Consider the following 24,311-nt stretch of genomic DNA (forward strand, 5'->3'; position numbering starts at 1 on the left):
TGTCAAATCTGATAGTTCTAATCGAATAACACGAAAGGCCGATGAATGGTCGTCTGCTCCCCCCTTGAACTCAGGAATTGTCTCAGTCAGGGTTTGCCCACCGGCACCAGGGCAATTTTGTAGGGGTCGAAAATCTTCAGCATCTGGCCGTTGTTTCGCAGGCCTTGCAGCAACTTGCCAAATGCTTCTCCAGTAATCGGCGCCTGCGGGCGGATCAGAGCGTAATGGTGATAGACCTGATCGATGCGCTGCGACACCAGCAACTGCTCGCCGACTTTCTCGTTACGCAGCAGGTAATCGCTCAGATAAGAGCGGGTCACCAAGGCAATGTCCGCTCGCCCACGCAGCACCATCAACAGGTTGCTGTCGTGGGAATAGGTCAGCGTGGCGTTGTAGCTGTCGGCCAGATACTTGGGATCGGCATTGAAACTGGCAAACTCGTAGTGATAGCCGCTGTACAGCGCCAGGCGTTTGCCCGCCAGGTCCTTGAAGTAATTCTCATCGCGATCGGGTTTCTTCTGCGCGACAAAGATTTCTGCATCTTCCAGGCCCATGTCGACGTCGGTATGCGCAATGTCCTTCCAGCCCCAGTCCGGGTTCTCGAATATCGCCATATCGACCCGGCCTTCCTTGAAGTCGTTGAAACGCCTGGGAATGGAGGTGGGCACCAGCACAAACTGATAGTCGGTTTGCAACTGATTCAGCGCTTCCACCAGTTGTGGCAACAGCCCGGTGTCGGCACCGGACTCCGGGCGCACGGTATAGGGTGGAAAATGCGCGGCACCGACCCGCACCAATTGTGCAGCCTGAGAAGGCAACACGCAGCACACTGCAAGCGCCGCCAGCAAAAGCCGCGACGCCGTTCGAATTGATGAAGACATCAAAACAGCCCACTCCCCAAAAAAATACTCATCAATGCATACAAGCTAGGCGGTTTCGCCAACTTAGCCAGTTTCTTGCCGAGATAGACGGCTCACTGCCGTTCTTCAAGCACCAGAATCAACGCCTCATCGGCCAATTGATCGAGGCTCATGCTGCCATCGACATGAAACCAGGTGGTGGTCCAGGACAACGCGCCCGTCAGGAAACGGCGGGTGATGAACACGTCGCCACGGATAAAACCGGCGTCCTTGGCTTCGCCCAGCACCTGCAGCCAGATGTCTTCATAAATATCACGCAGCGCCAGAACCTGCGCCTGACCTTCCGCTGACAGCGAACGCCACTCATACACCAGCACTGCCATGGCCTCGCCGCTGCCGCCCATGATCGACTGCAATTCGCAACGAATCAGCGCCAGAACCCGCTCGCGCACACTGCCGGCCTCGGCCAGGGCTGCGCGCATTAACGCGGTGTTGTAGCGAATGGTCTCTTCCATCACTGCCCGCAGGATCTCGTCCTTGCTTTTGAAGTGATGAAAAATACTGCCTGATTGAATACCCACCGCACCGGCCAGGTCACGCACGGTGGTGCGTTCATAACCTTTATTACGAAACAGGTGAGCGGCCACTTGCAGCAGTTTGCCGCGGGCGCTGTCCGGGTCGGTCAATTGGCCGCTGTCGACCAATTCGCGCATCACCCTCAGGGCTTTTTGCTCGTCCACCCGTTCTCTCCTACAGTCGATCAATCAATTGCGCCGCTGCCCGCTAAAACAGCGGGGTTGCGCGGGCAATTTAAGCTGGCGGGGGCGACCAAGCAAGCGCTTGGGAAGAAGATATTTCAGACATTTACAAACCAAGCGCTTGCTTGGTAGTCTCGAGGCACTTCTGTCGGAGGTGGTTATGGAGTTGACTGCGCTTAAAGCAATTCGCATCGGTTGTGCCAGCGCATTCTGGGGCGACACTTCGACCGCTGCCGCGCAACTGGTGGAAGGCGGGCGGCTTGACTATCTGGTGTTCGATTATCTGGCCGAGATCACGATGTCGATCATGGCCGGCGCGCGGATGAAAGATCCGGGGGCCGGCTACGCCAGCGACTTCATCGAAGTGCTCAGTCCCCTCCTCAACCAGCTCGCGGAACAGAAGGTCCGCGTCATCAGCAATGCCGGTGGCGTCAATCCACAAGCTTGCGCCGCTGCCCTGCAAGCTGCCTGCGACAAGGCCGGGGTGGCGCTGAAGATCGCCGTACTGTCGGGTGACGACTTGCAACCTCAGTTCAAACGCCTGAGCAGCCTTGGCCTCCATGAGATGTTCAGTGGCACGCCCCTGCCGCCGATGTGCGTGTCGACCAACGCCTATCTCGGCGCGCCGGGCATCGTCGAAGCCCTGCGTTTGGGCGCCGACATTGTGATTACCGGGCGCGTGGTCGACAGCGCCGTGGTCAGCGCCGCGCTGGTGCATGAGTTCGGCTGGTCGTGGCACGACTACGACAAACTCGCCCAGGCTGCATTGGCCGGGCATCTCATTGAATGTGGCGCCCAATGCACCGGCGGCAATTTCACCGATTGGCACGACGTGCCCGATTACGAACACATCGGTTTTCCAATCGTCGAAGTCGGTGCCGACGGCCAGTTTATCGTCTGCAAACCCGATGGTTCCGGCGGCCTGGTTACGCCCCTGACGGTGGGCGAGCAGATGCTTTATGAAATCGGCGATCCGCAGGCCTATCTGCTGCCCGACGTGGTGTGCGATTTCAGTCAGGTCAAACTTGTGCAACAAGGCAAAAACGCGGTTCAGGTGCATGGCGCAAAAGGCTTGCCGCCGACCGATCAGTACAAGGTCAGCGCCACGTATCCGGACGGTTTCCGCTGTACCGCCAGTTGCCTGATTGCCGGGATCAATGCCGTGGCCAAGGCCCGACGGGTCAGCCAGGCAATCATCAACAAGACTTCGGAAATCTTCAGCCAGCGCGGCTGGGCGTCCTACAGCGAAGTGAACATCGAACTGCTGGGCAGCGAAGCCACTTATGGCCCTCATGGCCAGCGTCAGGACAGCCGCGAAGTGGTGATCAAACTCGCCGTGCGCCACCCAAGCAAACAGGCTTTGATTCTGTTTTCCCGGGAAATCGCCCAAGCCGCCACCGGCATGGCGCCGGGGTTGACCGGGATTGTCGGCGGGCGGCCGACGGTGTACCCGCTGATCCGGCTGTTTTCATTCCTGATCGACAAAACGGCCTGCACCCTGGAAATCGACCTCGCCGGTGAGCGCCACCCATGCGCCCTGCCCGCCCTCGATGTACTCGACCCGTCTGACTTGCCGCTACCGTTCGAGCCGCCCCAACCCGCAGAGCGCGCCGACGCCAGCGTGGCCCTGATCAAACTCGCCGTGGCGCGCTCCGGCGACAAGGGCAATCACAGCAATATCGGCGTGATGGCCCGCCATCCCGACTACCTGCCGTGGATCGCCGAAGCGCTGACACCTGCGGTGATGGTCGACTGGATGAGCCATGTCCTCGACCCGATCCACGGGCGTGTCGAACGCTGGTATTTACCCGGCACTCAGAGCTTTAATTTTCTTCTGGAAAACGCGCTCGGCGGCGGTGGCGTGGCCAGCCTGCGGATCGATCCGCAAGGCAAGGCATTCGCCCAACAACTGCTGGAGATCCAGATTCCGGTGCCGCAGCGCATCGCCGATCAGGTCAACTAGAGGACCGTCGCCATGGCTTATGACTCGATTTACAAACCCGACCTGTTCGCGGGCCAAAACATCATCGTCACCGGTGGCGGCAGCGGCATCGGTCGTTGCACCGCTCACGAGCTCGCAGCCCTCGGCGCACATGTGCTGCTGGTGGGACGTAATGCCGAGAAACTGAAAAAGGTCGCCGCTGAAATCACCGAAGACGGCGGTAAAGCCAGTTGGCAGGTCTGCGATATCCGCGATGAAGACGCCGTCACGCAATTGGTCAGCGAATTGATCCGCAAACACGGTCCGATTCATGGGTTGGTCAACAATGCTGGCGGGCAGTACCCCTCGCCCCTGGCGTCGATCAATCAGAAAGGGTTCGAAACCATATTGCGCACTAACCTGGTGGGCGGTTTTCTGATGGCCCGTGAGGTGTTCAATCAGTCCATGAGCAAGCATGGCGGCGCCATCGTCAACATGCTCGCCGACATGTGGGGCGGCATGCCCGGCATGGGTCACTCGGGCGCGGCGCGCTCGGGCATGGACAACTTCACCAAGACCGCCGCGTTTGAATGGGGCTATGCCGGCGTGCGGGTCAACGCCGTCGCGCCAGGCTGGGTCGCCTCCAGCGGCATGGACACCTACGAAGGTGCGTTCCGGGCCGTGATCCCGACCCTGTGCGAACACGTACCGCTCAAGCGCATCGGCACCGAATCGGAAATCAGCGCGGCGATTGTTTTTCTGCTCAGCCCGGCAGCCGCTTTTGTCAGCGGCAGCACGTTGCGCATCGACGGCGCCGCCAGCCTCGGCGGGCGGGCCTGGCCGATGCACAAGGCGCAAAACAGCCACTCGTACAACGGCTTTCATCGCGCCTATTTACCCGAAGTACTCAGACCTGACGCGCTCAAACCAGACATATCCAAACCAGATGAGCTCAAGGACAAGGAGTAACCATGCCGGTCATCCAGTCCCAGGTAGATCCGTTCAGCGAAGCGTTCGCCCGCAACCGCGCGGCCATGCTGGCCGGCATCGAGCAGGTCCGTCAGCTCGAGCAGAACCTGCTGAGCAAAGCCGCCGAAGCCAAGCCCAGGTTCGACAAACGCGGGCAACTACTGCCCCGGGAGCGGCTTAACCGGCTGCTCGACCCCGGCGCGCCGTTCCTCGAACTGGCGAGCCTGGCCGGCTATAAGCTGCACGACGACAAGGACGGAAGTTCGGCTGGAGGCGGTTTGATCGCCGGGATCGGTTACGTGTCCGGCGCACGGGTGCTAGTAGTGGCGAACAACAGCGCGATCAAGGGCGGAACCATTTCCCCCAGTGGTTTGAAAAAGTCCCTGCGCCTGCAACAGATCGCCATGGAAAACAAACTGCCGGTAATCACTCTCGCCGAAAGCGGCGGCGCCAACCTCAATTACGCGGCGGAGATTTTCGTCGAAGGCGCGCGCAGCTTTGCCAATCAGGCGCGGATGTCGGCCATGGGCTTGCCGCAAATCACCGTGGTCCATGGCTCGGCCACGGCGGGCGGTGCTTATCAACCGGGGTTGTCGGATTACGTGGTGGTGGTGCGCGGCAAGGCCAAGCTGTTTCTCGCCGGGCCGCCGCTGCTCAAGGCCGCCACCGGTGAAGTCGCCACCGATGAAGAACTGGGCGGCGCCGAGATGCACGCGCAAACCGCCGGCACCGCCGAATACCTGGCCGAGAACGATGCCGATGGCGTGCGTCAGGTGCGCGAGATCATGAGCCTGTTGCCGTGGAACGATCAGCTGCAATGGTTACCCGAACGTCGGTGGGAAGAACCGCTCTACCCCATCGACGAACTGCTGGGTCTGATCCCGGATGACCCGAAAAAACCCTACGACGTGCGCGAAATCATCGCCCGGATTGCCGACGCTTCGAACTTCCTCGAATTCAAGGGCGAGTTCGACCAGCAAACAATCTGCGGGCATTTGCAGATTCAGGGTCGAGCCTGCGGCTTCATCGGCAACAACGGCCCGATTACGCCCAAAGGTGCGAGCAAGGCTGCACAGTTCATTCAGCTCTGCGACCAGAGCCAGACGCCCCTGCTGTTTTTCCACAACACCACCGGTTTCATGGTTGGCACCGAGTCGGAACAACAAGGCGTGATCAAGCACGGCGCCAAAATGATTCAAGCGGTGGCCAATGCTCGGGTGCCCAAACTGACGATCGTCGTCGGCGGTTCCTACGGCGCCGGCAACTACGCGATGTGTGGCCGTGGCCTCGACCCGCGCTTCATCTTCGCCTGGCCCAACAGCCGCACCGCGGTGATGGGCGGCGCCCAGGCCGGCAAAGTGCTGCGGATCGTCACCGAAGCCAAACAGCTCAAGGAAGGGTTGGTGCCCGACCCGAAAATGCTCGACATGCTGGAACAGGTCACCGCGCAGAAACTCGACAGCCAGTCCACCGCGCTGTATGGCAGCGCCAATCTGTGGGACGACGGGCTGATTGATCCGCGGGATACCCGCACGTTGCTCGGGTATTTGCTGGATATCTGCCATGAGGCCGAGGTTCGTTCGCTGCAATCCAACAGTTTCGGCGTCGCGAGGTTTTGATTGATCGTTCCCACGCTCTGCGTGGGAATGCAGCCCGGGACGCTCCGCGTTCCAACGGCGGACGCAGAGCGTCCATAGAGGCGTTCCTTTGCTGCGCATGGGAACGATCGGGTTCGTCAGGAGAACAATAAAAAATGATCTTCACCCAGGAACACGAAGCACTGCGCCGCACCGTCCGCCAATTCGTCGATCACGAGATCAATCCTCATGTCGATGAATGGGAAAAGGCCGGGCGTTTTCCGATCCATGAAATTTTTCGCAAGGCGGGCGACCTCGGTCTGCTGGGGATTTCCAAACCGGAAAAATTCGGCGGCATGGGGCTCGATTACAGCTATTCGATTGTGGCCGCCGAAGAGTTCGGCACCATTCATTGCGGCGGTATTCCGATGTCCATCGGCGTGCAGACCGACATGTGCACCCCGGCCCTGGCGCGATTCGGCTCCGATGAACTGCGCGAAGAGTTCCTGCGGCCGGCGATCACCGGCGAGCAGGTCGGCTGTATCGGCGTCTCCGAAGTCGGTGCCGGCTCCGACGTAGCGGGTTTGAAAACCACCGCCCGCAAGGACGGCGACGACTACGTGATCAACGGCAGCAAGATGTGGATCACCAACTCGCCGAGCGCCGACTTCATCTGCCTGCTGGCCAACACCTCGGACGACAAACCGCACATCAACAAGTCGCTGATCATGGTGCCGATGAACAGCCCCGGCATCAGCCTCAGCTCGCACCTGGACAAGCTCGGCATGCGCAGCTCGGAAACCGCCCAGATATTCTTCGACAACGTGCGCGTGCCGCAACGCAACCGCATTGGCCACGAAGGCGCGGGGTTCATGATGCAGATGCTGCAGTTCCAGGAAGAACGGCTGTTCGGCGCGGCAAACATGATCAAAGGCCTGGAGTACTGCGTCGACAGCACCATCGAGTACTGCAAGGAGCGCAAAACCTTCGGCAATGCGCTGATCGACAATCAGGTCATTCATTTCCGCCTGGCCGAACTGCAAACCGAAATCGAATGCCTGCGGGCGCTGGTCTATCAGGCCACCGAGCAGTACATCAAAGGCCAGGACGTCACTCGTCTGGCGTCGATGGCCAAACTCAAGGCCGGGCGACTCGGCCGGGAAGTCAGCGACAGTTGCCTGCAATATTGGGGCGGCATGGGCTTCATGTGGGACAACCCGGTGGCGCGGGCTTACCGCGACGTGCGACTGGTGTCGATCGGCGGCGGTGCCGACGAAATCATGCTGGGGATCATCTGCAAACTCATGGGCATCCTGCCGGGGAAAAAGAAATGAACACCCTTCCCGTTTGCCAGACCCTGTTGCTCGAACGGCATAACGGCGTCCTGCACATCACCCTCAATCGCCCCGACAGTCGCAACGCCATGAGCCTGCAAATGGTCGCCGAGCTGCGCGCGGTGCTGGCGGCGGTGCGGGATGACCGGCAGGTTCGCGCGTTGGTGATCGGCGGTGCCGGCGGGCATTTTTGTGCCGGTGCCGACATCAAGGACATGGCCAATGCCCGCGCTCAAGGCGCGACCGCCTACCGCGAATTGAACCGTGCATTCGGCGCCTTGCTGGAAGAAACCCAGCACGCGCCGCAAGTGGTCATCACCGTGCTGCAAGGCGCGGTGCTTGGCGGTGGTTTCGGTCTGGCCTGCGTCAGTGACATCGCGATGGCCGATCATCAGGCGCAATTCGGCCTGCCGGAAACCAGCCTCGGCCTGTTGCCGGCGCAGATCGCGCCGTTCGTGGTGCAGCGTATCGGCCTGACCCAGGCCCGCCGACTGGCGCTGACCGCCGCACGGTTTGACGGCACCCACGCGCGGCGCATGGGGTTGGTGCATTTTGTCGAGCATGACCCGCAAGCCTTGGCCGAGCGCCTCGATGAGGTGCTGGCCCATGTGTTGTGTTGCGCACCGGGGGCGAATGCGGCGACCAAAAAACTCTTGCTGGCGAGTGCGGTGCAACTCTCGGATGGCCTGCTGGATCAGGCGGCCGAGTGGTTCAGTGAAGCGGTGACCGGGGATGAAGGGGTCGAGGGGACCACGGCCTTTATGCAAAAGCGTAAACCGGGTTGGGCTATTTAAGAGCTTCGCGGGCAAGCCCGCTCCCACAGGATTTTGTGAACGACACAGATCCCTGTGGGAGCGGGCTTGCCCGCGAAGGGGCCATCACATTCACCGCAATACAAAGGGAATATCCCATGCCCGCCTTCAGCAAAATCCTGATCGCCAACCGCGGTGAAATCGCCTGCCGCATCCAGCGCACTGCGCAAGAGCTGGGCTACCGCACCGTCGCAGTGTTCAGCGACGCCGACGCCGATGCATTGCATGTGCAGATGGCCGACGAAGCCGTGAACATCGGCCCGGCCCCGGTGCAGCAGTCTTATCTGAACATCCCGGCAATCATCGACGCCGCCCGGCGCACCGGTGCCGATGCGATCCACCCCGGTTACGGCTTCCTCTCGGAAAACGCAGAATTCGCCCTCGCCTGCCAACAGGCCGGCATCATCTTCATCGGCCCCAGCCCCGAGGCCATTGAATTGATGGGCAGCAAACGCCTGTCGAAACTCGCCATGATCAAAGCGGGCGTGCCCTGCATCAAAGGCTATCAGGGCAGCGAACAAGACGACGCGCCCCTGAGCCGCGAAGCCGAACGCATCGGCTACCCGCTGATGATCAAGGCCAGTGCCGGCGGTGGCGGTCGTGGCATGCGTCTGGTCCACCGCGCTGGAGAATTGCTGGAGCAACTCCGTACCGCACGCTCCGAAGCGCAGCATGGGTTTGGCAGCGACGAACTGATCCTCGAGCAAGCCTTGATCGATCCGCGTCATGTCGAAGTACAGGTGTTCGGCGATCAGCACGGCAACCTGATCTACCTCGGTGAGCGCGACTGTTCGATCCAGCGCCGCCACCAGAAAATCATCGAGGAAGCGCCCTGCCCGGTAATGACCGCCGAGTTGCGCCAAACCATGGGCGAAGCCGCGCTCCAGGCCGGGCGCGCCGTGAATTATGTCGGCGCCGGCACTGTGGAATTCCTGCTGGATGCTCGCGGGCGCTTTTACTTTCTGGAAATGAACACCCGGCTGCAAGTGGAACACCCGGTAACAGAGCTGATCACCGGCCTCGATCTGGTGGCCTGGCAGTTACATGTTGCCGAAGGACTGCCACTGCCGTTGCGACAGGAGCAGGTGCAGCTCAACGGGCATGCCATGGAGGTGCGCCTGTACGCCGAAGATCCGGCCCAGGGATTTGTGCCGCAAACCGGGCGAATCGTAGCCTGGGAACCTGCGTTACTGGGCGGTGTGCGGATCGACCATGGCCTGATCGAAGGCCAGTCTGTCAGCCCGTTCTATGATCCGATGCTGGGCAAGCTCATCGCCCACGGCTCCACCCGCGAAGAAGCCCGGCGCAAGTTGCTGCGGGTGGTACAGGACAGCGTGCTGCTGGGCGTGCAAAGCAATCAGCGCTTGCTCGCCAGCCTTCTGGAACATCCGCAGTTCATCAGCGGCGAGTTCAGCACCGGGTTCATCCCCACGTACTTTGCCGACCAACTCCCCGATGTGCCGAGCGCCGAAGAACTGGCCATCGCTGCGGCACTGTTTTATCAGGCTTCAGCCCAGGCTCACCGCGCCCCGTTGGCCGGTTGGCGCAACAACGCCAGCGTGCCTCTGCACTACCGAATCGGCCTGGAGGATCAGGATTGGCCGGTGGAATTGAATGCTGAGCCTGGCAAACCCTACCGTGCTCAGATCGGCGCCCGCAACCTCGAACTGAAGGTCATCGGATGCGACGGACGCTGGGCTACCCTGGAAATCGACGGCATCCGCCAACGCCATGCCTATCGCCTCGAAGCCGGGCAACTGTGGTTGTTCACGCGCCCCGGCAGCCTGCGGCTGGTCGATCGGACTCAGGCGCTGGTCAGCGGCCAGGTCAGTGTCAGTTCCGGCACGCTCAAGGCGCCGATGGACGGGGCAATCGTCGATGTACTAGTCAGTGAGGGCAGCCCGGTCAGCAAAGGTCAACTACTGGTGGTGCTTGAAGCAATGAAAATGGAGCATCCGCTCAAATCGGGTATCGACGGAGTGCTCAAACGGTTGCAGATCAAGGTAGGCGATCAGGTCAAAAATCGTCAGATTTTGTTAGAGGTCGAATAAGCCGCTAGGCGGATCCGCCGCGTTTGGCTACGCTCAAGCCCTATCAGGACGCGGATACCAGGAACCCTGCGATGCCTCACTGGTTGGTCATTGATCTGGAAGCCACCACCGATGAGGGTGGCTGGCCGGTAACAGAAATGGAAATCATCGAAATCGGTGCCACCCTCGTGGACCGCAAAGGCCAGGAACTGGATCACTTCCAGTGCTTCGTGCGCCCGTTGCGCCGGCCCTTGCTGACGCCGTTTTGCCGGGAACTGACCCACATCACCCAGGCCAGTATCGATGCCGCACAGCCGCTCACCGGCATCTGGCCGTTGTTCGAACGCTGGCTCGGCCAACATCACGCACGCCTGGAAGGCTGGGCCAGTTGGGGCGATTACGACCGCAAACAACTGCTTCAAGACTGGCAGCGCCTGCAACTCGACAGCGCCCTGAGCCGCGTGCCGCACATGAACCTCAAGCAACGCTTCGCCAAGGCTTGTCGGCTCGAGCGCCCGCTGGGGCTCAATGGAGCCCTGCAACTGGCGGGCCTGCAGTTCACCGGTCAGCAGCATCGGGCGCTGGAAGACGCGCGCAATACCGCACGTTTGTTACCGTTGATTTTCCCCGCTAATCCTTGAGTGCAGGAGGTGACGCCTATCGACACCTTGTGCATACTGGCCGGCCCTTTTTAGCCCTTTTCGAGGAACCGCCCATGTTTAAAGTCAACGAGTACTTCGACGGCACCGTCAAGTCGATCGCCTTTGGCACCGCTGAAGGTCCAGCGACCATCGGCGTCATGGCACCGGGCGAATACGAATTCGGCACCAGCCAGCGTGAAATCATGCACGTGGTGTCCGGCGCCCTGACCGTCAAACTGCCTGACAGCGACACCTGGGAAACCTTCGCCGCCGGCAGCCAGTTCAACGTACCCGCCAACAGCAAGTTCCAGCTGAAAGTGGCCGTCGACACCGCTTACCTGTGCGAATACCGCGGCTAAAACCCTGGGTTTTCACAGCGACAAAAAAATGCCCGTGTCCTTGGACACGGGCATTTTTTCATTCTGAAGGGCTGTTATTCGAGGATCGTCACCGGCATGCCGACTTCCAGGCGGCCATTGCCGTCGTTGACCAGGTTCTGACCGAACATCGCGCCGTCGGCCTCGGTGCGGTATTTCTGCAAGGTCGCCAGCGGTTCACGATCTTCGCTGCGTTCGCCGGTCTGCGGGTCGATGGTGGTCAGAATGCAGCGTGAGCAGGACTTGACCACGCGGAACTCGACATCGCCGATGCGAATGCGCTTCCAGCCATCTTCGGCATACGCCTCGCTGCCCTCGATCACCAGATTGGGCCGAAAGCGCAACATCTCCAGTGGTCGCCCGACCTTGCTCGACAAGTCCTCCAGTGACGCCTGACCAATCAATAACAGCGGAAAACCGTCAGCAAAAGCCACCTGATCGTCGTCCTTGCCGTAACCGGACTGGGTGGTCCGTGCGCGATCAAGCGGCACTTGCACCAGACGCGTCGGCTTGCCGATGAACTCACTGACCCAGGCACCCGCCGCATCGCCAGCATCGGGGACGCGCAAGGTGTCGCGCCAGATGGTCACCCCACGCAGATCAGCATCGCCGTCAGGCAACGCAATATCGATCGGTAAATGGCCCGGGGCACTGAGGGTCAAGCCGCCATCGGCATTCCACAACGCCGACAGCTGACTCATTTTCGCGACCGCGCGCTGGGTCAGAAAGCGCCCACTGGCTTCGTCCACCAGCATCCAGCGTCGATCGCCGTCCAGCCCCAGTTTGTCCAGGCTGACCTGATTCAAGGTCTCGCCCTTGCCGGATTTCAATGGAAAACGATAAAGCGCGCTCAGACGCAGCATGGCCAGCTCCCTGGTGGGTAAAAACGCCACCCTATACGAGCTTGATTGCCGAATCAAAGACCCTGTGGCGAAGGGGCAAAAGTTAAGACGCAGAACCTGTGGGAGCGTGGCTTGCCCGCGAAGAACGATGACGCGTAATACCTGAACATTCTTCGCGGGCAAGCCTCGCTCCCACAGGCTTTTCGTCGATCAACTTACCGGCATTGGGGCTTGCCCCCATTGACTGCGCAGCGGCCCGAGCCACCGCGCTTTTTTCCAGATAGTTATCAAGCAGGCACTGCGTCGAGCATCAGGCGCTGGCGCACCACGTCGACGAGTTTGTCGGGCTGGAACTTGGAGAGGAAGTTGTCGCAGCCGACTTTCTTCACCATCGAATCGTTGAAGCTACCTGACAGCGAAGTGTGCAAGACCACATAAAGGCCGCGCAAACGGGGGTCGTTGCGGATTTCGGTAGTCAGGCGATAGCCGTCCATTTCCGGCATTTCCGCATCGGTAAAGATCATCAGCAGCTTGTCGGTCATGACTTCGCCCGTATCGGCCCAGGCCTTGAGCATGTTCAGCGCCTTCAAACCATCGCTGGCGATGTGCATCTTCACGCCCAGTTGACCCAAGGTATCGCGCAATTGCGACAGGGCCACGTTCGAGTCATCCACCAGCAGCACTTCACGGCCACGGGCGAGCTCCAGAACCGGATCGTCGAGTTTGTCGCGCGAGACCTTGGCGTTGTACGGAACGATTTCGGCCAGGACTTTTTCGACGTCGATGATTTCTACCAACTGATCATCGACCTTGCTGATGGCGGTCAGGTAATGCTGGCGACCGGCACTGGCCGGCGGCGGCAAAATAGCTTCCCAGTTCATGTTGACGATGCGGTCCACGCCACCGACCAGAAACGCCTGCACCGATCGGTTGTACTCGGTGACGATGATCGTACTGGTGGGGCTTGGCACCAGCGGCCGCATGCCGATAGCCTGGGACAGGTCGATCACGGGCAACGTCTGGCCACGCAGGTTGACCACTCCGCAAACAAAGGGATGGCGTTGGGGCATCAGGGTCAGCTTCGGCAGCTGTAGCACTTCCTGGACCTTGAAGACGTTGATCGCGAACAATTGTCGTCCGGCCAGCCGGAACATGAGAATTTCCAGGCGATTCTCACCCACCAGTTGCGTGCGTTGGTCTACCGTGTCGAGAATGCCGGCCATTGATGACTCCTGGGCTTGTTCTGTTGAATTCACTAAAGGGAGTTATCGGCTGTTTTGGCCGGACCTTGACCCCCAAACAAAATGCCACGACCAGGCATTGATGTCACATTAACATCATGCTTTACTGACTCCGCGATTTTTCATCTGTTTTTGTTCCCTGCGGCGCGACCTCGGTTTGCACGTTAGGTTCCCCTGCGTAAGGGATTCCCCTAGTAACAATCAGGCCCAACCTGATATTCGCAATATCCAATAGCCATTAATGTGACGCCATTCTCATTGCATGAACGGAGTCAGGCTTTTGTGTGCGATCGCAGGTCAGTGGCCATCCACCCTCTCGAGTTCCCCAGCTGGCGCTCAAACCTGCCAGAGCGCGATCTCACTAAGGCCTGGCAGCGCCGGTATGGTTCTCGTCGGCACACACGACATTCCCTCATCTGACATGACGTTGTGGAGATAAGCATGCCGAACGACACCAAAGAGTGGGCTCAGCGATTTCCCGAGTTTCTCGTCGAGGCTGAAACACTCTTGGCCAAATCCGAGGAATGCCTGAGTCATTTGCAATTGATCAGCAATGACAAGGACGCCATCGATTGCATGCTCAGCACCCTTCTCAAGCTGTCCAGCAAGGCCGATGCCTTGGCACTGGCGGCGGTTTCGGAGTTCTCGCTGCACATTCATGGATTGCTGAATCACGCTCAAAACCACATGGACCTGCACGATCAAGCCCTGGACGCACTCAAGGACTGCTTCACATTAATGGCCTGGCAACTCGAACTCATTGACCAGACTACTGGCCAGCTCGGTCTTGATGACACTGAACAGACCTCACTGATTGAAGCGTTTGCATTTCAAGTGGGACAAAATCAGTTTCAGCCGCACAGCCACTCCAGACCGTTCAGGCTCGTTTCGTTCGCGGAACGGCAAGCCTGAAATCACTGGCCTTTGGCCGTGTTGCGCTTTTTATTGTCATGTCGCAATTGAATATTTCTGACCATTCGACGACAGCGCGAAACAAATAGCTATCCCTGTCTCGACTTCAGATAATGCCTGTCCAATAAAACAAAATGCCTGGCAATCGATATCTTCCTACGATAAAACTCAAAAGCTTTCCATTATGGAACTATCGTCCAAAAACTATATTTCCTGATTGTATAGAGCTATATACCGAACGCGACCAACGGTATCTTAAGTGGTATTATGCCGACCATTAGTTGACGCCAATTAATGGCAGAGTGACTCAAGCCAAACACATTCAAGGCTGTATTTCAGTTACTGCACCGCAGCCATTGAAGGCGACTTGACACAACGACTTCCACACAGAGACCCGTCAGCCCTTATGGCCGGTCTACCCGCAGCGAACATCCATTGGCTCCATCCGCTATGTACGCCAGCCTCAAGTCAATTACCCTGTGGCCACCCTCCCGAAAAAACGCGCGCCGGTTCACGCTTTTAGTGTGCATCTGCTCGGCGCTTGGCAGCCTGCTGGTCTACAGCTTGTCCATGCCTCTGCCGGTGAGTCTGCTGGTGCTCAACAGTGCAGCGCTGACCTGTGTCTGGGTGGGACATTGTCTCTCGCGCAAATCGATAAAGTTTCAACCTCAAGAACTGGCTGACCGTCTGCTGGAAGTGCAGGAAAACGAACGCCACCGCCTTAGTCGGGAACTGCATGATGACATCGGTCAATTGCTGACCGCCGCAAAACTTCAAAGTGAATGGCTCAAACGTCGACTACCCGAAGAACTGCAGGGTCAGTGCTCGGTACTCTGCGATACGCTGGACGAAACCCTGACCAAGGTTCGGGACGTCTCGGCCATCCTCAATCCACGGCAACTAACCAGTCTCGGGCTGGAAGCCAGTCTGCGTGCACATTTACTCAGGACCCTGGCCAATACCTCCGTGAACTGGAGCCTGGAATGCCATCAACGCCTGACGGGCATATCTGAGGAAATGGCGGTGGCAGCTTTTAGAATCACTCAAGAAGCAGTTACCAATATACTGCGTCACGCCGAGGCCAAAAATTTGTTGGTTCGCCTGCAACGCCTGCCTCAGGGCCTGACGCTGTTGATCAGCGACGATGGTCTGGGTTTCGCGCCAGCGGCAGATCCTGCTCGCGAGGGGCAACGCGGAATGGCCGGAATGTCGGAACGGATTGATCAGTTGGGTGGCACACTGACCGTGACCAGCGAACCGGGCAAAGGCACTCAAATAGAAGCACTCTTCCCCTGGGCGCCCCGTGCGCTAGAACGGGCCAGTACGAATAAGGTTATGCATTGACTTGTAACTTACTTCTGGTGGACGACCACTCGCTGATCAGGGCTGGCGTGCGCGCTCTGGTGCTGGATATTCCCGGTTATGCGGTAATCGGGGAGGCCAATGACGGCTCGCAGTTGGTCGAGATGGTCGAGCAGCTATCCCCGGACATCATTCTGCTGGATATTTCCATGAAGGAAACCGGTGGCCTTGAAGCCTTGCAGCGACTCAAGCGAGTACGCCCGCAGTGCAAAGTGCTCATCCTGTCGATGCACACCGACCCGGCGCTCATCATGCAGGCATTGGAATCAGGGGCTCATGGCTACCTGCTCAAGGACACCACGCCCACCGAACTCGAACATGCCCTGGATGCCTTGCGCAATAACGAGCGATACCTGAGCCCGGCCATTGCCCATACCGTCATCAACCAGGCGCTGACCCGAACCCAGAAAAATCAGGCGCAAACCCAGGACTCGCACAACCTGACGGCACGTCAGCTGGAAATCCTGCGACTGATTGTTCGCGGCAAATCCACCCGGGAAATCGCCAATGGCCTGGGTCTGAGCATCAAGACTGTCGAAACCCACCGCTCGCAAATCATGAAACGCTTGCAGATCTACGATGTGGCCGGCCTGGTGCTGTTCGCCGTGCGCGAGCAAATCATCAGTCTGGACGATTAGCTGGACTCGAGACACTCAGCAGCGGCGAGCCCTCGGGCAAATGCACCCGCAATGCCGCCGGGCGCGCCGAGAAACGCAGACTATCGCCCTCCAGAGGCTCACCATCAAGGTTGATATAAAGACCCTCCGAGACTTTGATCTCGACCCATGGCAAGCGAGCTCGCACAAACATATTGTCGATCCCGAAGCCATCGGTCAGCAGGTCCCTCAAGGTACCGACCACTTCCTGTGGCGCGGGCAAAATGCTGATATCCAGCAGACCATCGTCAGCCAGCGCCTGCGGGCACAACATATGACCACCACCAGCCTGTCGACCATTGCCAATGCCCAATGCCAGCAATTCGCCGCGCCAGTGAAAATCCGGTCCCTGCAACTCGCCATAGGCCGCATGCAACTCACTGAAGCGCGATAAACCCGTGAAGAGATAAGCGGCGCCTCCAAGAATTTTTTTCAGATCCTCGGAGGTATTGGCCGTGACCTGACTGCCAAAACCGCCGGTGGCCATGTTCAGGAATACCTGCCCGCCAACTTCTCCCAGATCAATGGCTCGCGGGGCAACCTCCAGAAGGTCCAATGCCTGAGCGGGCTCCAGAGGCACACCGGCAGCGCGAGCAAAATCATTGGCGGTGCCCAGGGGCAAAAGTACCAGACTGGCCTTCCTCGAATGCGCCGCCATGGCTTCGGCGATATCACGCAAAGTACCATCGCCGCCGCCGGCAATCAGCTGCGTATAACCTGCCGTCAGCGCTTCTTCCACCAGCCGCTGCGCATCGCCGGCCTCCCAGGTCAGTCGAACAGCCAGTTCCCAGCCCTGCTGGCGCTTGCCTTCAACAGCTGCACGAACCTCCTCATTGAGTGCCTGCTTGCCATGCAGGATCAACAGCGCCTTGCGCTCGCTCATTTTGGCCACTCCCCATATCCGCAAATTCCATAGGATATGTTGACCTCGCAGCCCTTCATAAAAGTCGCAAAGATTTTAATTATTTCCAAGGGCAGGAAACGTGAGTCCTACAGAGCGGTATTTTTTCTTACAAAACATGAGGAATCGGCTCAATTGACCCACCCGGGCAATTGGTACACCGTCGTGTCTCGGCTATCAGTCATCACCCGTTAATTTATACAGGGACGTGAAAACAATGAATGGAACCACCTTAAGGGCCTCAAAAAGCGCACGCAACATTGGCATCGGCCACTCGAACGGTTTTAACGCAAGGAGCCAGTTACTCCATGCAAAGCCATGACCTCAGACTACCGGTTACTCCGGTCGCGCCGTTCGCTGAAAATCGCGCCAATCATCAGGCTGAACTCAAAAACAGTGCAAAGCCCGCCGGAGAAGTTGATATGGAACCTCGCGTTATTGAACTGGAGACACACCTCAAGTACATCCGAAGAGACATGGATGAAGTCCGGGGTGACGTCAAATCCATTAAACACAGGCTTGCCTATTCAGCTGGCGGAACAGCCGTGATCCTGGGACTTCTGACCTGGATCGCCAACAGCCGCTTCGACCAGGTCGTGACACTTCTGGCACATTAGAATGGTATGCACGCAAGCCCAATGCGATCAATCGGGCTTGCGTGGCAAAACCAGCGCCTGTATCAGCTCAAGACTTCACTCAGCGGGATGAAGCTCACACAATCACCCTCGAGCAGCGTACGGTCCTCCAGCACTTCAACCAGCCCGTCAGCCCAGGCAGCACTGCGCAGTACACCAGAGCTCTGATTCCTGTAGATAATTGCCCGGCCATTCTCCAGACGCCCACGCAAGTACTCACGTCGGTTACCAGCTTTGGGCCAGACAAACCCTGCCGGCACCTGGAACTTCAGGGGCTCAACCTCTTTTACGCCTTGGCGGCGCAAGAGGTAGGGCCTTGCCAACAGAGCAAAAGTCACCAGGGTCGACGCCGGATTGCCGGGCAGACCAATCACAGGCACGCCGCGAAAATGCCCGAACGTCAATGGTTTGCCTGGTTTGATGGCAAGCTTCCACAGAGTCAATTCACCCTCTTCCCGCAAGGCAATGCCCAGAAAGTCGGCTTCTCCCACCGATACGCCACCGGTCGAGAGAATCAGGTCGACATCCTTTAGCTCACCAAGGCGGGCACGAGTAGTCGCTAAATCATCGGGAAGAATGCCGGCATCGATCACCTCACAACCCAATCGCTGCAACCAGCTGCAGAGCAATACTCGATTACTGTTGTAGATCTGTCCCGGGCCGAGGGCCTGACCAGGCTCAATCAACTCGTCACCGGTAGACAAGACAGCAACACGAACCTTGCGAACCACGTCCAGCTCAGCGCATCCCAGCGATGCCGCCAGCCCCTGCTCGATAGGCCCCAGACGCGTTCCGGCGGGCAGGATCAGTTCACCGACAGTGGCTTCCTGACCTTGTGGACGGATGTTCTTTCCTGGGCTCATGGTCTCGGTGAAACGTACCCGTTCATCCGCCTGAACCTCGGTGTTTTCCTGCATTTCCACACAGTCGGCACCTGCAGGCACAGGCGCGCCGGTGAAGATTCGCACACAGGTACCCGGCATCAAGGGCTCCGGGGCCTGGCCTGCAAAAATCTTCTGACTGACCACCAACGGCTCTCCCGTCCAGTCGGCCAGGTGCAAGGCATAACCGTCCATGGCACTGTTGGGCCAAGGCGGCAAATCCAGTGTCGAGACCAGATCAATGGCCAGTACGCGCCCCTGAACCTGCGCCAACGGCAAGCACTCGTGCTCACGAATCTTCGAGGCGTCGGCCATTTCCAGTAAACGCGCCAATGCCACCTCGACAGCCATCAGACTGCCAGCCTTACCTGGCTTACCCGCGGGTTTCACAGGGTGCCGCCTGTTTCAGGTGGGCCACGAAATTGCACGGACGGTGACGCGAATCCAGTTGCTCGGCAAGAATACCGTCCCAACCGGTGCGCACCGCATTGGTCGAGCCCGGCAAGCAGCACACCAGCGTGCCATTGGCCAGACCGGCCAAGGCCCGAGACTGAACCGTCGAGGTGCCGATATCCGCTACCGATATCTGCCGGAACAACTCACCAAAACCATCAACCTGTTTATCCAACAGGCAACTCACGGCTTCGGGCGTGCTGTCGCGACCGGTGAACCCGGTACCGCCGGTGATCAGCACCACTTGCACGACCTCATCGGCAATCCAGTTGGCGACTTGCGCGCGAATTTTGTAGAGGTCATCTTTAAGCAGTACACGGGCCGCCAGGTTATGACCGGCAGCGCTCAAACGGTCGACGAAGACCTGGCCTGAGGTATCGGTTTCCAGGGTACGGGTATCGCTGACAGTCAGCACCGCGATGTTGAGCGGTGCGAAAGGTACATCAGCCTTGGCTTTCATAGGCTCGTCCAGTTGTAGGAGAAACAGCCCGGTGTTATATCACAGCGCCTCATTTTTTCGCCGCCCCCATGGAGAAGAGCGATGACCTCGAATACACCTGTGGCGCCTTGCTCCATTCTGCTCCTGGCTGGCGGTCGCGGCCAACGCATGGGCGGTCAGGACAAGGGTTTGCTGGATTGGCACGGCGAACCGCTGATCGCGCATCTGCACCGTAAGACGCGCCCACTGAGTGATGACCTGATCATCTCCTGCAACAGAAACCTGGAAAAATACGCGCCTTATGCGGATCAGTTGGTCCATGACGACGAAGGCGACTTTCCGGGGCCGTTGGCGGGTATTCGCGCAGGCCTGAAGGCCGCCCGCCACACTCACCTACTGGTATTGCCCTGCGATGTGCCACGCATCGATGCCGCGCTGCTCCAGAGCATGCGTGAAACCGCCGGACAGCATCCGGACAAACCGTTGATGCTGCGTCATGGCGAACACTGGGAACCGTTGCTGTGCATGATTCCCGTCGCCCTTTCAGCGGCTTTCGAGACCGCCTGGAACGAAGGTGAGCGCAGCCCGGGTCGCCTCATGCGCAAGCTGGGCGCCACAGCCCTGCAATGCCCGGATAACGACCCCCGCCTGGCCAATCTCAATACGCCGGAACTGTTAAGCACGCACCACACTGTGTCAGACTGACACGCGAAGGAACTTGCGCGCGTTGTATACGTCTCAAGCTCGGCAACCAAAAGAATTCCCATTCGGAGACACACTCATGACTCAACGGACCCTCGCCACTTTCATGCTCGCACTGGGCCTTGCGACCCTCGCCGGTTGCGCATCGCCTACAGTGATCACCTTGAATGACGGTCGAGAAATCCAGGCCGTCGACGCGCCTAAGTACGATGAAGAATCGGGCTTTTACGAGTTCGAACAACTGGATGGCAAGCACACCCGCGTCAACAAAGATCAGGTCCGTACCGTTAAAGATCTGTAATCTTTGCGGCGACAACCAGATACAGAAAAGCCCGCTTTAATAGCGGGCTTTTTCGTGCGTGCCGAAAAGCAAAATTATCGGTTCAGTGATCACCACTGCAAGGTGATGGTGCTTTCAAATTCTCTTTCCTGCCCCGTGACCGGATCGACAAATCGCAGCCCCTGGGCCAACAGCTTCAAGGGATTGGCATAGTCATCTTCTACGTCCTTGAGCACCTGCGGATAGAATGGATCATTGCAGATGCTGGCCCCCAGGGCCGTCATGTGAACTCGCAATTGATGTTTCTTGCCCGTCACCGGGTACAGCGCATAACGCCAGAGTTCACCGTTTTTTTCCCTGACCTCGACAGCCGTCTCGGTATTGCTGACGCCCGGACCTTCTTGCATGCGAAAAAACGGCTCGCCATCGATAAGTCGACTTTTATGGACCAGCGGGAAAGAGTGCTCAGGCAATGCCCGGGCAATTGCTTCGTAGCGCTTCTCGATCTGGCGTGTAGGAAACAATGACTGATACGCCGACCGACTTTGAGGGTTGGCTGAAAACAGCACCAGCCCCGCCGTATGCCGATCGATGCGATGCAACGGCACCAGGTGCGGGTTATCCAGGCGACGGATCAGCCGCCGTAGCAACGTCTGCTCAACGTATTCGCCGGCAGGAGTCACGGGCAGAAAGTGTGGTTTGTCCGCCACCACCAAATGCTCGTCGGCATAAAGGATCGACTCTACTACCGGGATCGGTTTTTCGTCCGGTACCTCACGAAAATAATGAATCCGCAGACCTTCCTTGTAAGGCAGGTCCAGGGCGATCGGCAGGCCTTGCCCATCGAGGACACGACCGCGAGCAATTCTGTCCAGCCATTGTTCACGACCGATGGCGCTGAAATGTTCGCACAGGCAATCGAGCACGGTCTGCCACGGCCCCGGCGGCAGATAAAGCGTGCTGGCCTGGTTATGTGCAGCAGAAAAAGATGAAATGGACATACGAAAAGCTCTAACCCTCAATGCAGGGCGGCATTATCCAACAGTGGCCGGAACGAACCTAGAAGAGAATCCTCAGGCCGGTATCGACTGTGTTCGAGCGGCCGCTTCGGTGAACTCCTTGAGCCAGCGCAGCACATCGACCGCTTCCCAGCGCCCCGGATCATAAAGCGCATACAACAAACCCTGATAGCCCACGACATCCAGTTGTCGGTGATAGCCCGCACGCTGGAACAAGGCTTCGATTTCGGCGAAACAGGTGTTGAAATGCAGTTTGTTGAAGGGCGTTTTACCCTCCGTGACCAAGCCATCCAGACGCAATTCGAGGACGGCCTCACGCACCACGTCCGCCGACATCCGGTTCACGCTGTTCTTCAATTGCTCGACATTGACCAAGGTTCATCCCTCTGACGTCCGGGATCGCCGGCCTAAACCCAAAACCGGGAAAAGCATGGCAGGCAATCCGAATAACTGTATACACATACAGTAACCGAATAACCGACCTTTCGCCAATGGATGAAACGAGGACCGCGACGGGTGGGGCATCGCCAGCAGTGTCAGTGTCAGAGTCAGCGCAGGAACGCCACCACTTCATCGGCACTAAACGGCCAGCCCAGCTCAGCGCCGGTATCGACCCGTCGCAACACCGGAATACGCAGGCTGTAAGCTTCGAACCAGGTTTCATCGTCAGCGATATCCACCAGCTCCACCAACAGACCACGCTCGACAAATTCCATCAGCATGGCTTCAGCGACTTCACAAAGATGGCAACCAAGGGTGCCGAAAAGCTGACATTCAGGAAGCATGACGACAAGACCCATCGAAGTAAGCGCTCATTCTAGGCCCGCGATCAAAAGCAGTCGAGCCAATGCCCCTACCTGCCTGAGCAATGGCCGATTTCAAGATATTTCGGCAAACTCCTGATGCAAATCATTCGCCTCAACCGGCACTTGCGCGATGCTCGTGTTTTTTTTACCTCTACGCTTGTATAGCCAGAACCTTCACCGGAGCTTCTTGTGTTCGCCAATCTGTTGATCATCTTCACCGCCTCTCTGGTGGTGATCGCACTGTTCCAGCGTCTGCGCTTGCCACCGGTGCTGGGCTACCTGTGCGTGGGGCTGATGATCGGGCCGACCGCGTTCAACTGGGTGAATGAAAGCGAAGAGTTGCCCGACCTTGCCGAGTTGGGCGTGGTGTTCCTGCTGTTCTCCCTCGGGCTTGAGTTTTCCCTGGCGAAAATGCTCGCACTGCGCCGGGTGGTATTTGGCCTGGGCAGCCTGCAAGTGCTGGGTTCCGGGATAGTGCTGGGCGGTTTGCTGATGCTGTTTGGCATGCCGACCATACCTGCACTGTTACTCGGTACCGGTTTGGCGCTGTCGTCCACCGCCATTGTCAGCAAAGAGTTGAGCAGTCTCGGTGAGCTTTTCAGCCGCCACGGTCAGAATGCCATCGCCGTGCTGTTGTTCCAGGACGTGGTCGCGGTGTTGCTGCTGACTCTGGTACCGGTGTTCGCCGGCACCAGCGACCAGGTCTGGTATTGGGCTCTGCCATTGACGCTGGGCAAGACTATCGTCCTGTTCGTCGGTCTGCTGCTGATCAGCCGCTGGTTTTTGCCACGCCTGTTTCATGAAGTCGCCGCATCCCGGTCCGCAGAGCTGTTCGTGCTGTTGGCGCTGGTGATCGTTTTGCTGACGGCCTGGCTGACTCACCTGCTCGGCCTCTCCCCAGCCCTGGGCGCCTTTCTCGCCGGCATGCTGCTGGGCGAAAGCCATTACCGACATCAGATCGAGGCGGACATCCGTCCGTTCCGCGACATTCTGCTCGGGGTGTTCTTCGTCAGTATCGGCATGTTGATCGACTTGCGCTTGTTTGCCAGCCATGGCGTGCTGATTCTCGGTCTGACGTTAGGGTTGCTGCTGATCAAAGGCACCGTGGTTGCGCTGCTGGTCAAATGGCGCGGCAGCGATGTCGAAACCGCTTGGCGCAGCGGCCTGGCATTGGCTCAAGGGGGCGAATTCTGCTTTGCCCTGATGGCGCAGATGCAGCAGAACAATTTGATGCCCGCCAACTTCGGTGGCCTGCTGCTGGCCGCGACGTTCTGCTCGATGCTGGTGACGCCTTTACTGCTGCGCGCCGCTCCCCACATCGCCACACGTCTGCACCACAAGCCCAACGAAGAAGCCGAACTCGAAGAAATCAGCGCGCTCAATGCAGGCTTGCACAATCACGTCGTGATCTGTGGCTACGGCCGTGTAGGCCAGTCCATCGGGCGCGTCCTGCGTAATATAGATCAACCTTACATTGCGCTGGATACCGACCCGGTGCGGGTTCAGGAAGCAGCCGTCAATGAAAGCTGTGTTCATTACGGCGACTCACGTCGCGGCGAGCTGCTGGTCGCGATAGGGCTGGAACGCGCCAGACTGCTGGTGGTTGCCGTGGACAAGACGGACATCGCACTGTTGATACTCAAGGAGGCGCGCCGGTTCAACCCGAGCGTGTCGATACTGGTGCGCACACGGGACGACAGTCAGTTGGCCGAGTTAAAGGCCGCTGGCGCCAGCGAAGTCGTACCCGAGTTGCTGGAGTCCAGCCTGATGCTCGCCTCCCACGCACTGATCATGCTGGGCATACCCGGCCAGCAGGTACGAGACCGGGTCGACCAGGTACGGCGTGACCGCTATCGCCTGCTGCACGGTTTTTACCCTGGTGCTGACGATGAGGAACAGTAAT

25 protein-coding genes are annotated in these 24,311 nt (G+C 58.7%); 15 read left to right on the top strand and 10 right to left on the bottom strand.

Annotated features, from left to right (window positions below; all coding sequences use genetic code 11):
• Nucleotides 1-86: 86 nt before the first annotated feature.
• Both ACZ3HH_RS27690 and ACZ3HH_RS27695 read right to left on the bottom strand, forming a co-directional pair.
• A complete protein-coding gene (locus tag ACZ3HH_RS27690; protein ID WP_465809473.1) occupies nt 87-881 on the bottom strand; it encodes a substrate-binding periplasmic protein in 795 nt (264 codons plus the stop codon).
• 92 nt (nt 882-973) lie between these two features.
• Nucleotides 974-1,600, bottom strand: coding sequence for a TetR/AcrR family transcriptional regulator (locus tag ACZ3HH_RS27695; RefSeq protein WP_465809475.1), 627 nt, complete (start codon nt 1,598-1,600; stop codon nt 974-976).
• 178 nt (nt 1,601-1,778) lie between these two features.
• Here ACZ3HH_RS27695 and ACZ3HH_RS27700 point away from each other — a divergent pair, with 178 nt between their 5' ends.
• The 8 genes from ACZ3HH_RS27700 (at nt 1,779) to ppnP (ending at nt 11,261) form a co-directional block, all read left to right on the top strand.
• The gene (locus tag ACZ3HH_RS27700; RefSeq protein ID WP_465809477.1) at nt 1,779-3,581 is read left to right on the top strand and encodes an acyclic terpene utilization AtuA family protein; all 1,803 of its coding nucleotides are present in this window, start codon (nt 1,779-1,781) and stop codon (nt 3,579-3,581) included.
• A 12-nt stretch (nt 3,582-3,593) separates the two neighbouring features.
• The gene (locus ACZ3HH_RS27705; protein WP_465809479.1) at nt 3,594-4,508 is read left to right on the top strand and encodes an SDR family oxidoreductase; all 915 of its coding nucleotides are present in this window, start codon (nt 3,594-3,596) and stop codon (nt 4,506-4,508) included.
• Nucleotides 4,509-4,510: 2 nt separating this feature from the next.
• Nucleotides 4,511-6,127, top strand: a complete 1,617-nt coding sequence (gene atuC, locus ACZ3HH_RS27710; protein ID WP_465809481.1) for a geranyl-CoA carboxylase subunit beta — start codon at nt 4,511-4,513, stop codon at nt 6,125-6,127.
• Between the two features lie 134 nt (nt 6,128-6,261).
• On the top strand, nt 6,262-7,419 hold the full coding sequence (gene atuD / locus ACZ3HH_RS27715) for a citronellyl-CoA dehydrogenase (RefSeq protein WP_052963949.1): 1,158 nt from the start codon (nt 6,262-6,264) through the stop codon (nt 7,417-7,419).
• On the top strand, nt 7,416-8,213 hold the full coding sequence (locus ACZ3HH_RS27720; RefSeq protein ID WP_465809484.1) for an enoyl-CoA hydratase/isomerase family protein: 798 nt from the start codon (nt 7,416-7,418) through the stop codon (nt 8,211-8,213). The genes atuD and ACZ3HH_RS27720 overlap by 4 nt, the downstream gene beginning before the upstream one ends.
• Before the next feature lie 116 nt (nt 8,214-8,329).
• Nucleotides 8,330-10,282, top strand: coding sequence for an acetyl/propionyl/methylcrotonyl-CoA carboxylase subunit alpha (locus tag ACZ3HH_RS27725; RefSeq protein ID WP_465809486.1), 1,953 nt, complete (start codon nt 8,330-8,332; stop codon nt 10,280-10,282).
• 71 nt (nt 10,283-10,353) lie between these two features.
• Nucleotides 10,354-10,902, top strand: a complete 549-nt coding sequence (locus tag ACZ3HH_RS27730) for a 3'-5' exonuclease (RefSeq protein WP_465809488.1) — start codon at nt 10,354-10,356, stop codon at nt 10,900-10,902.
• 74 nt (nt 10,903-10,976) lie between these two features.
• Nucleotides 10,977-11,261 carry a pyrimidine/purine nucleoside phosphorylase gene (gene ppnP / locus ACZ3HH_RS27735; protein ID WP_007895072.1) on the top strand — a complete coding sequence of 95 codons (285 nt, stop codon included), beginning with the start codon at nt 10,977-10,979 and terminating at the stop codon, nt 11,259-11,261.
• Nucleotides 11,262-11,335: 74 nt separating this feature from the next.
• On the opposite strand, the gene ACZ3HH_RS27740 is transcribed toward ppnP, so the two are convergent.
• Both ACZ3HH_RS27740 and ACZ3HH_RS27745 read right to left on the bottom strand, forming a co-directional pair.
• On the bottom strand, nt 11,336-12,142 hold the full coding sequence (locus ACZ3HH_RS27740) for an MOSC domain-containing protein (protein WP_465809491.1): 807 nt from the start codon (nt 12,140-12,142) through the stop codon (nt 11,336-11,338).
• A 266-nt stretch (nt 12,143-12,408) separates the two neighbouring features.
• Nucleotides 12,409-13,344, bottom strand: a complete 936-nt coding sequence (locus tag ACZ3HH_RS27745; RefSeq protein ID WP_052963960.1) for a chemotaxis protein CheV — start codon at nt 13,342-13,344, stop codon at nt 12,409-12,411.
• A 459-nt stretch (nt 13,345-13,803) separates the two neighbouring features.
• On the opposite strand from ACZ3HH_RS27745, the gene ACZ3HH_RS27750 reads away from it, so the two are divergent.
• The 3 genes from ACZ3HH_RS27750 (at nt 13,804) to ACZ3HH_RS27760 (ending at nt 16,274) form a co-directional block, all read left to right on the top strand.
• Nucleotides 13,804-14,274, top strand: a complete 471-nt coding sequence (locus tag ACZ3HH_RS27750) for a hypothetical protein (protein ID WP_465809493.1) — start codon at nt 13,804-13,806, stop codon at nt 14,272-14,274.
• A 450-nt stretch (nt 14,275-14,724) separates the two neighbouring features.
• On the top strand, nt 14,725-15,618 hold the full coding sequence (locus tag ACZ3HH_RS27755; RefSeq protein ID WP_465809548.1) for a sensor histidine kinase: 894 nt from the start codon (nt 14,725-14,727) through the stop codon (nt 15,616-15,618).
• Nucleotides 15,615-16,274, top strand: coding sequence for a response regulator (locus ACZ3HH_RS27760; RefSeq protein ID WP_465809495.1), 660 nt, complete (start codon nt 15,615-15,617; stop codon nt 16,272-16,274). The genes ACZ3HH_RS27755 and ACZ3HH_RS27760 overlap by 4 nt, the downstream gene beginning before the upstream one ends.
• On the opposite strand, the gene yegS is transcribed toward ACZ3HH_RS27760, so the two are convergent.
• Entirely contained in the window at nt 16,258-17,175 is a 918-nt protein-coding gene (gene yegS, locus ACZ3HH_RS27765; RefSeq protein WP_465809497.1) for a lipid kinase YegS, read from the bottom strand. The genes ACZ3HH_RS27760 and yegS overlap by 17 nt on opposite strands.
• A 326-nt stretch (nt 17,176-17,501) precedes the next feature.
• On the opposite strand from yegS, the gene ACZ3HH_RS27770 reads away from it, so the two are divergent.
• Entirely contained in the window at nt 17,502-17,810 is a 309-nt protein-coding gene (locus ACZ3HH_RS27770) for a hypothetical protein (RefSeq protein ID WP_007895062.1), read from the top strand.
• 62 nt (nt 17,811-17,872) lie between these two features.
• Here ACZ3HH_RS27770 and ACZ3HH_RS27775 read toward each other — a convergent pair whose 3' ends face one another.
• Nucleotides 17,873-19,099 carry a molybdopterin molybdotransferase MoeA gene (locus ACZ3HH_RS27775; protein ID WP_465809500.1) on the bottom strand — a complete coding sequence of 409 codons (1,227 nt, stop codon included), beginning with the start codon at nt 19,097-19,099 and terminating at the stop codon, nt 17,873-17,875.
• Nucleotides 19,083-19,622: a molybdenum cofactor biosynthesis protein B gene (moaB, locus tag ACZ3HH_RS27780; RefSeq protein ID WP_008075630.1), complete on the bottom strand. Its 540-nt coding sequence runs from the start codon at nt 19,620-19,622 to the stop codon at nt 19,083-19,085. The genes ACZ3HH_RS27775 and moaB overlap by 17 nt, the downstream gene beginning before the upstream one ends.
• An 81-nt stretch (nt 19,623-19,703) precedes the next feature.
• Between moaB and mobA the strand changes: the two genes are divergently transcribed.
• Nucleotides 19,704-20,306: a molybdenum cofactor guanylyltransferase MobA gene (gene mobA / locus ACZ3HH_RS27785; protein ID WP_465809502.1), complete on the top strand. Its 603-nt coding sequence runs from the start codon at nt 19,704-19,706 to the stop codon at nt 20,304-20,306.
• 76 nt (nt 20,307-20,382) lie between these two features.
• Nucleotides 20,383-20,604, top strand: coding sequence for a YgdI/YgdR family lipoprotein (locus ACZ3HH_RS27790; RefSeq protein WP_007895056.1), 222 nt, complete (start codon nt 20,383-20,385; stop codon nt 20,602-20,604).
• Nucleotides 20,605-20,693: 89 nt separating this feature from the next.
• Here the strand turns inward: ACZ3HH_RS27790 and ACZ3HH_RS27795 are convergent, their stop codons facing one another.
• From ACZ3HH_RS27795 to ACZ3HH_RS27805, 3 genes are all read right to left on the bottom strand, one after another.
• A complete protein-coding gene (locus ACZ3HH_RS27795; protein ID WP_123357674.1) occupies nt 20,694-21,584 on the bottom strand; it encodes a pseudouridine synthase in 891 nt (296 codons plus the stop codon).
• A 72-nt stretch (nt 21,585-21,656) separates the two neighbouring features.
• Nucleotides 21,657-21,977: a hypothetical protein gene (locus ACZ3HH_RS27800; RefSeq protein WP_007895054.1), complete on the bottom strand. Its 321-nt coding sequence runs from the start codon at nt 21,975-21,977 to the stop codon at nt 21,657-21,659.
• A 173-nt stretch (nt 21,978-22,150) separates the two neighbouring features.
• On the bottom strand, nt 22,151-22,387 hold the full coding sequence (locus ACZ3HH_RS27805) for a glutaredoxin family protein (protein ID WP_465809550.1): 237 nt from the start codon (nt 22,385-22,387) through the stop codon (nt 22,151-22,153).
• A gap of 210 nt (nt 22,388-22,597) precedes the next feature.
• On the opposite strand from ACZ3HH_RS27805, the gene ACZ3HH_RS27810 reads away from it, so the two are divergent.
• On the top strand, nt 22,598-24,310 hold the full coding sequence (locus ACZ3HH_RS27810; RefSeq protein WP_465809505.1) for a cation:proton antiporter: 1,713 nt from the start codon (nt 22,598-22,600) through the stop codon (nt 24,308-24,310).
• The last annotated feature ends 1 nt before the right edge of the window (nt 24,311 follow it).

This window comes from Pseudomonas sp. PME37.24/025, assembly GCF_055556615.1.

What these genes read in the sequence shown, in the direction of transcription:
- ACZ3HH_RS27690 (WP_465809473.1), bottom strand. Translation starts at nt 881, where the DNA reads ATGTCTTCATCAATTCGAACGGCGTCGCGGCTTTTGCTGGCGGCGCTT.
- ACZ3HH_RS27700 (WP_465809477.1), top strand. Translation starts at nt 1,779, where the DNA reads ATGGAGTTGACTGCGCTTAAAGCAATTCGCATCGGTTGTGCCAGCGCA.
- ACZ3HH_RS27705 (WP_465809479.1), top strand. Translation starts at nt 3,594, where the DNA reads ATGGCTTATGACTCGATTTACAAACCCGACCTGTTCGCGGGCCAAAAC.
- atuC (WP_465809481.1), top strand. Translation starts at nt 4,511, where the DNA reads ATGCCGGTCATCCAGTCCCAGGTAGATCCGTTCAGCGAAGCGTTCGCC.
- atuD (WP_052963949.1), top strand. Translation starts at nt 6,262, where the DNA reads ATGATCTTCACCCAGGAACACGAAGCACTGCGCCGCACCGTCCGCCAA.
- ACZ3HH_RS27720 (WP_465809484.1), top strand. Translation starts at nt 7,416, where the DNA reads ATGAACACCCTTCCCGTTTGCCAGACCCTGTTGCTCGAACGGCATAAC.
- ACZ3HH_RS27725 (WP_465809486.1), top strand. Translation starts at nt 8,330, where the DNA reads ATGCCCGCCTTCAGCAAAATCCTGATCGCCAACCGCGGTGAAATCGCC.
- ACZ3HH_RS27730 (WP_465809488.1), top strand. Translation starts at nt 10,354, where the DNA reads ATGCCTCACTGGTTGGTCATTGATCTGGAAGCCACCACCGATGAGGGT.
- ppnP (WP_007895072.1), top strand. Translation starts at nt 10,977, where the DNA reads ATGTTTAAAGTCAACGAGTACTTCGACGGCACCGTCAAGTCGATCGCC.
- ACZ3HH_RS27740 (WP_465809491.1), bottom strand. Translation starts at nt 12,142, where the DNA reads ATGCTGCGTCTGAGCGCGCTTTATCGTTTTCCATTGAAATCCGGCAAG.
- ACZ3HH_RS27745 (WP_052963960.1), bottom strand. Translation starts at nt 13,344, where the DNA reads ATGGCCGGCATTCTCGACACGGTAGACCAACGCACGCAACTGGTGGGT.
- ACZ3HH_RS27750 (WP_465809493.1), top strand. Translation starts at nt 13,804, where the DNA reads ATGCCGAACGACACCAAAGAGTGGGCTCAGCGATTTCCCGAGTTTCTC.
- ACZ3HH_RS27755 (WP_465809548.1), top strand. Translation starts at nt 14,725, where the DNA reads ATGTACGCCAGCCTCAAGTCAATTACCCTGTGGCCACCCTCCCGAAAA.
- yegS (WP_465809497.1), bottom strand. Translation starts at nt 17,175, where the DNA reads ATGAGCGAGCGCAAGGCGCTGTTGATCCTGCATGGCAAGCAGGCACTC.
- ACZ3HH_RS27770 (WP_007895062.1), top strand. Translation starts at nt 17,502, where the DNA reads ATGCAAAGCCATGACCTCAGACTACCGGTTACTCCGGTCGCGCCGTTC.
- moaB (WP_008075630.1), bottom strand. Translation starts at nt 19,622, where the DNA reads ATGAAAGCCAAGGCTGATGTACCTTTCGCACCGCTCAACATCGCGGTG.
- mobA (WP_465809502.1), top strand. Translation starts at nt 19,704, where the DNA reads ATGACCTCGAATACACCTGTGGCGCCTTGCTCCATTCTGCTCCTGGCT.
- ACZ3HH_RS27790 (WP_007895056.1), top strand. Translation starts at nt 20,383, where the DNA reads ATGACTCAACGGACCCTCGCCACTTTCATGCTCGCACTGGGCCTTGCG.
- ACZ3HH_RS27795 (WP_123357674.1), bottom strand. Translation starts at nt 21,584, where the DNA reads ATGTCCATTTCATCTTTTTCTGCTGCACATAACCAGGCCAGCACGCTT.
- ACZ3HH_RS27805 (WP_465809550.1), bottom strand. Translation starts at nt 22,387, where the DNA reads ATGCTTCCTGAATGTCAGCTTTTCGGCACCCTTGGTTGCCATCTTTGT.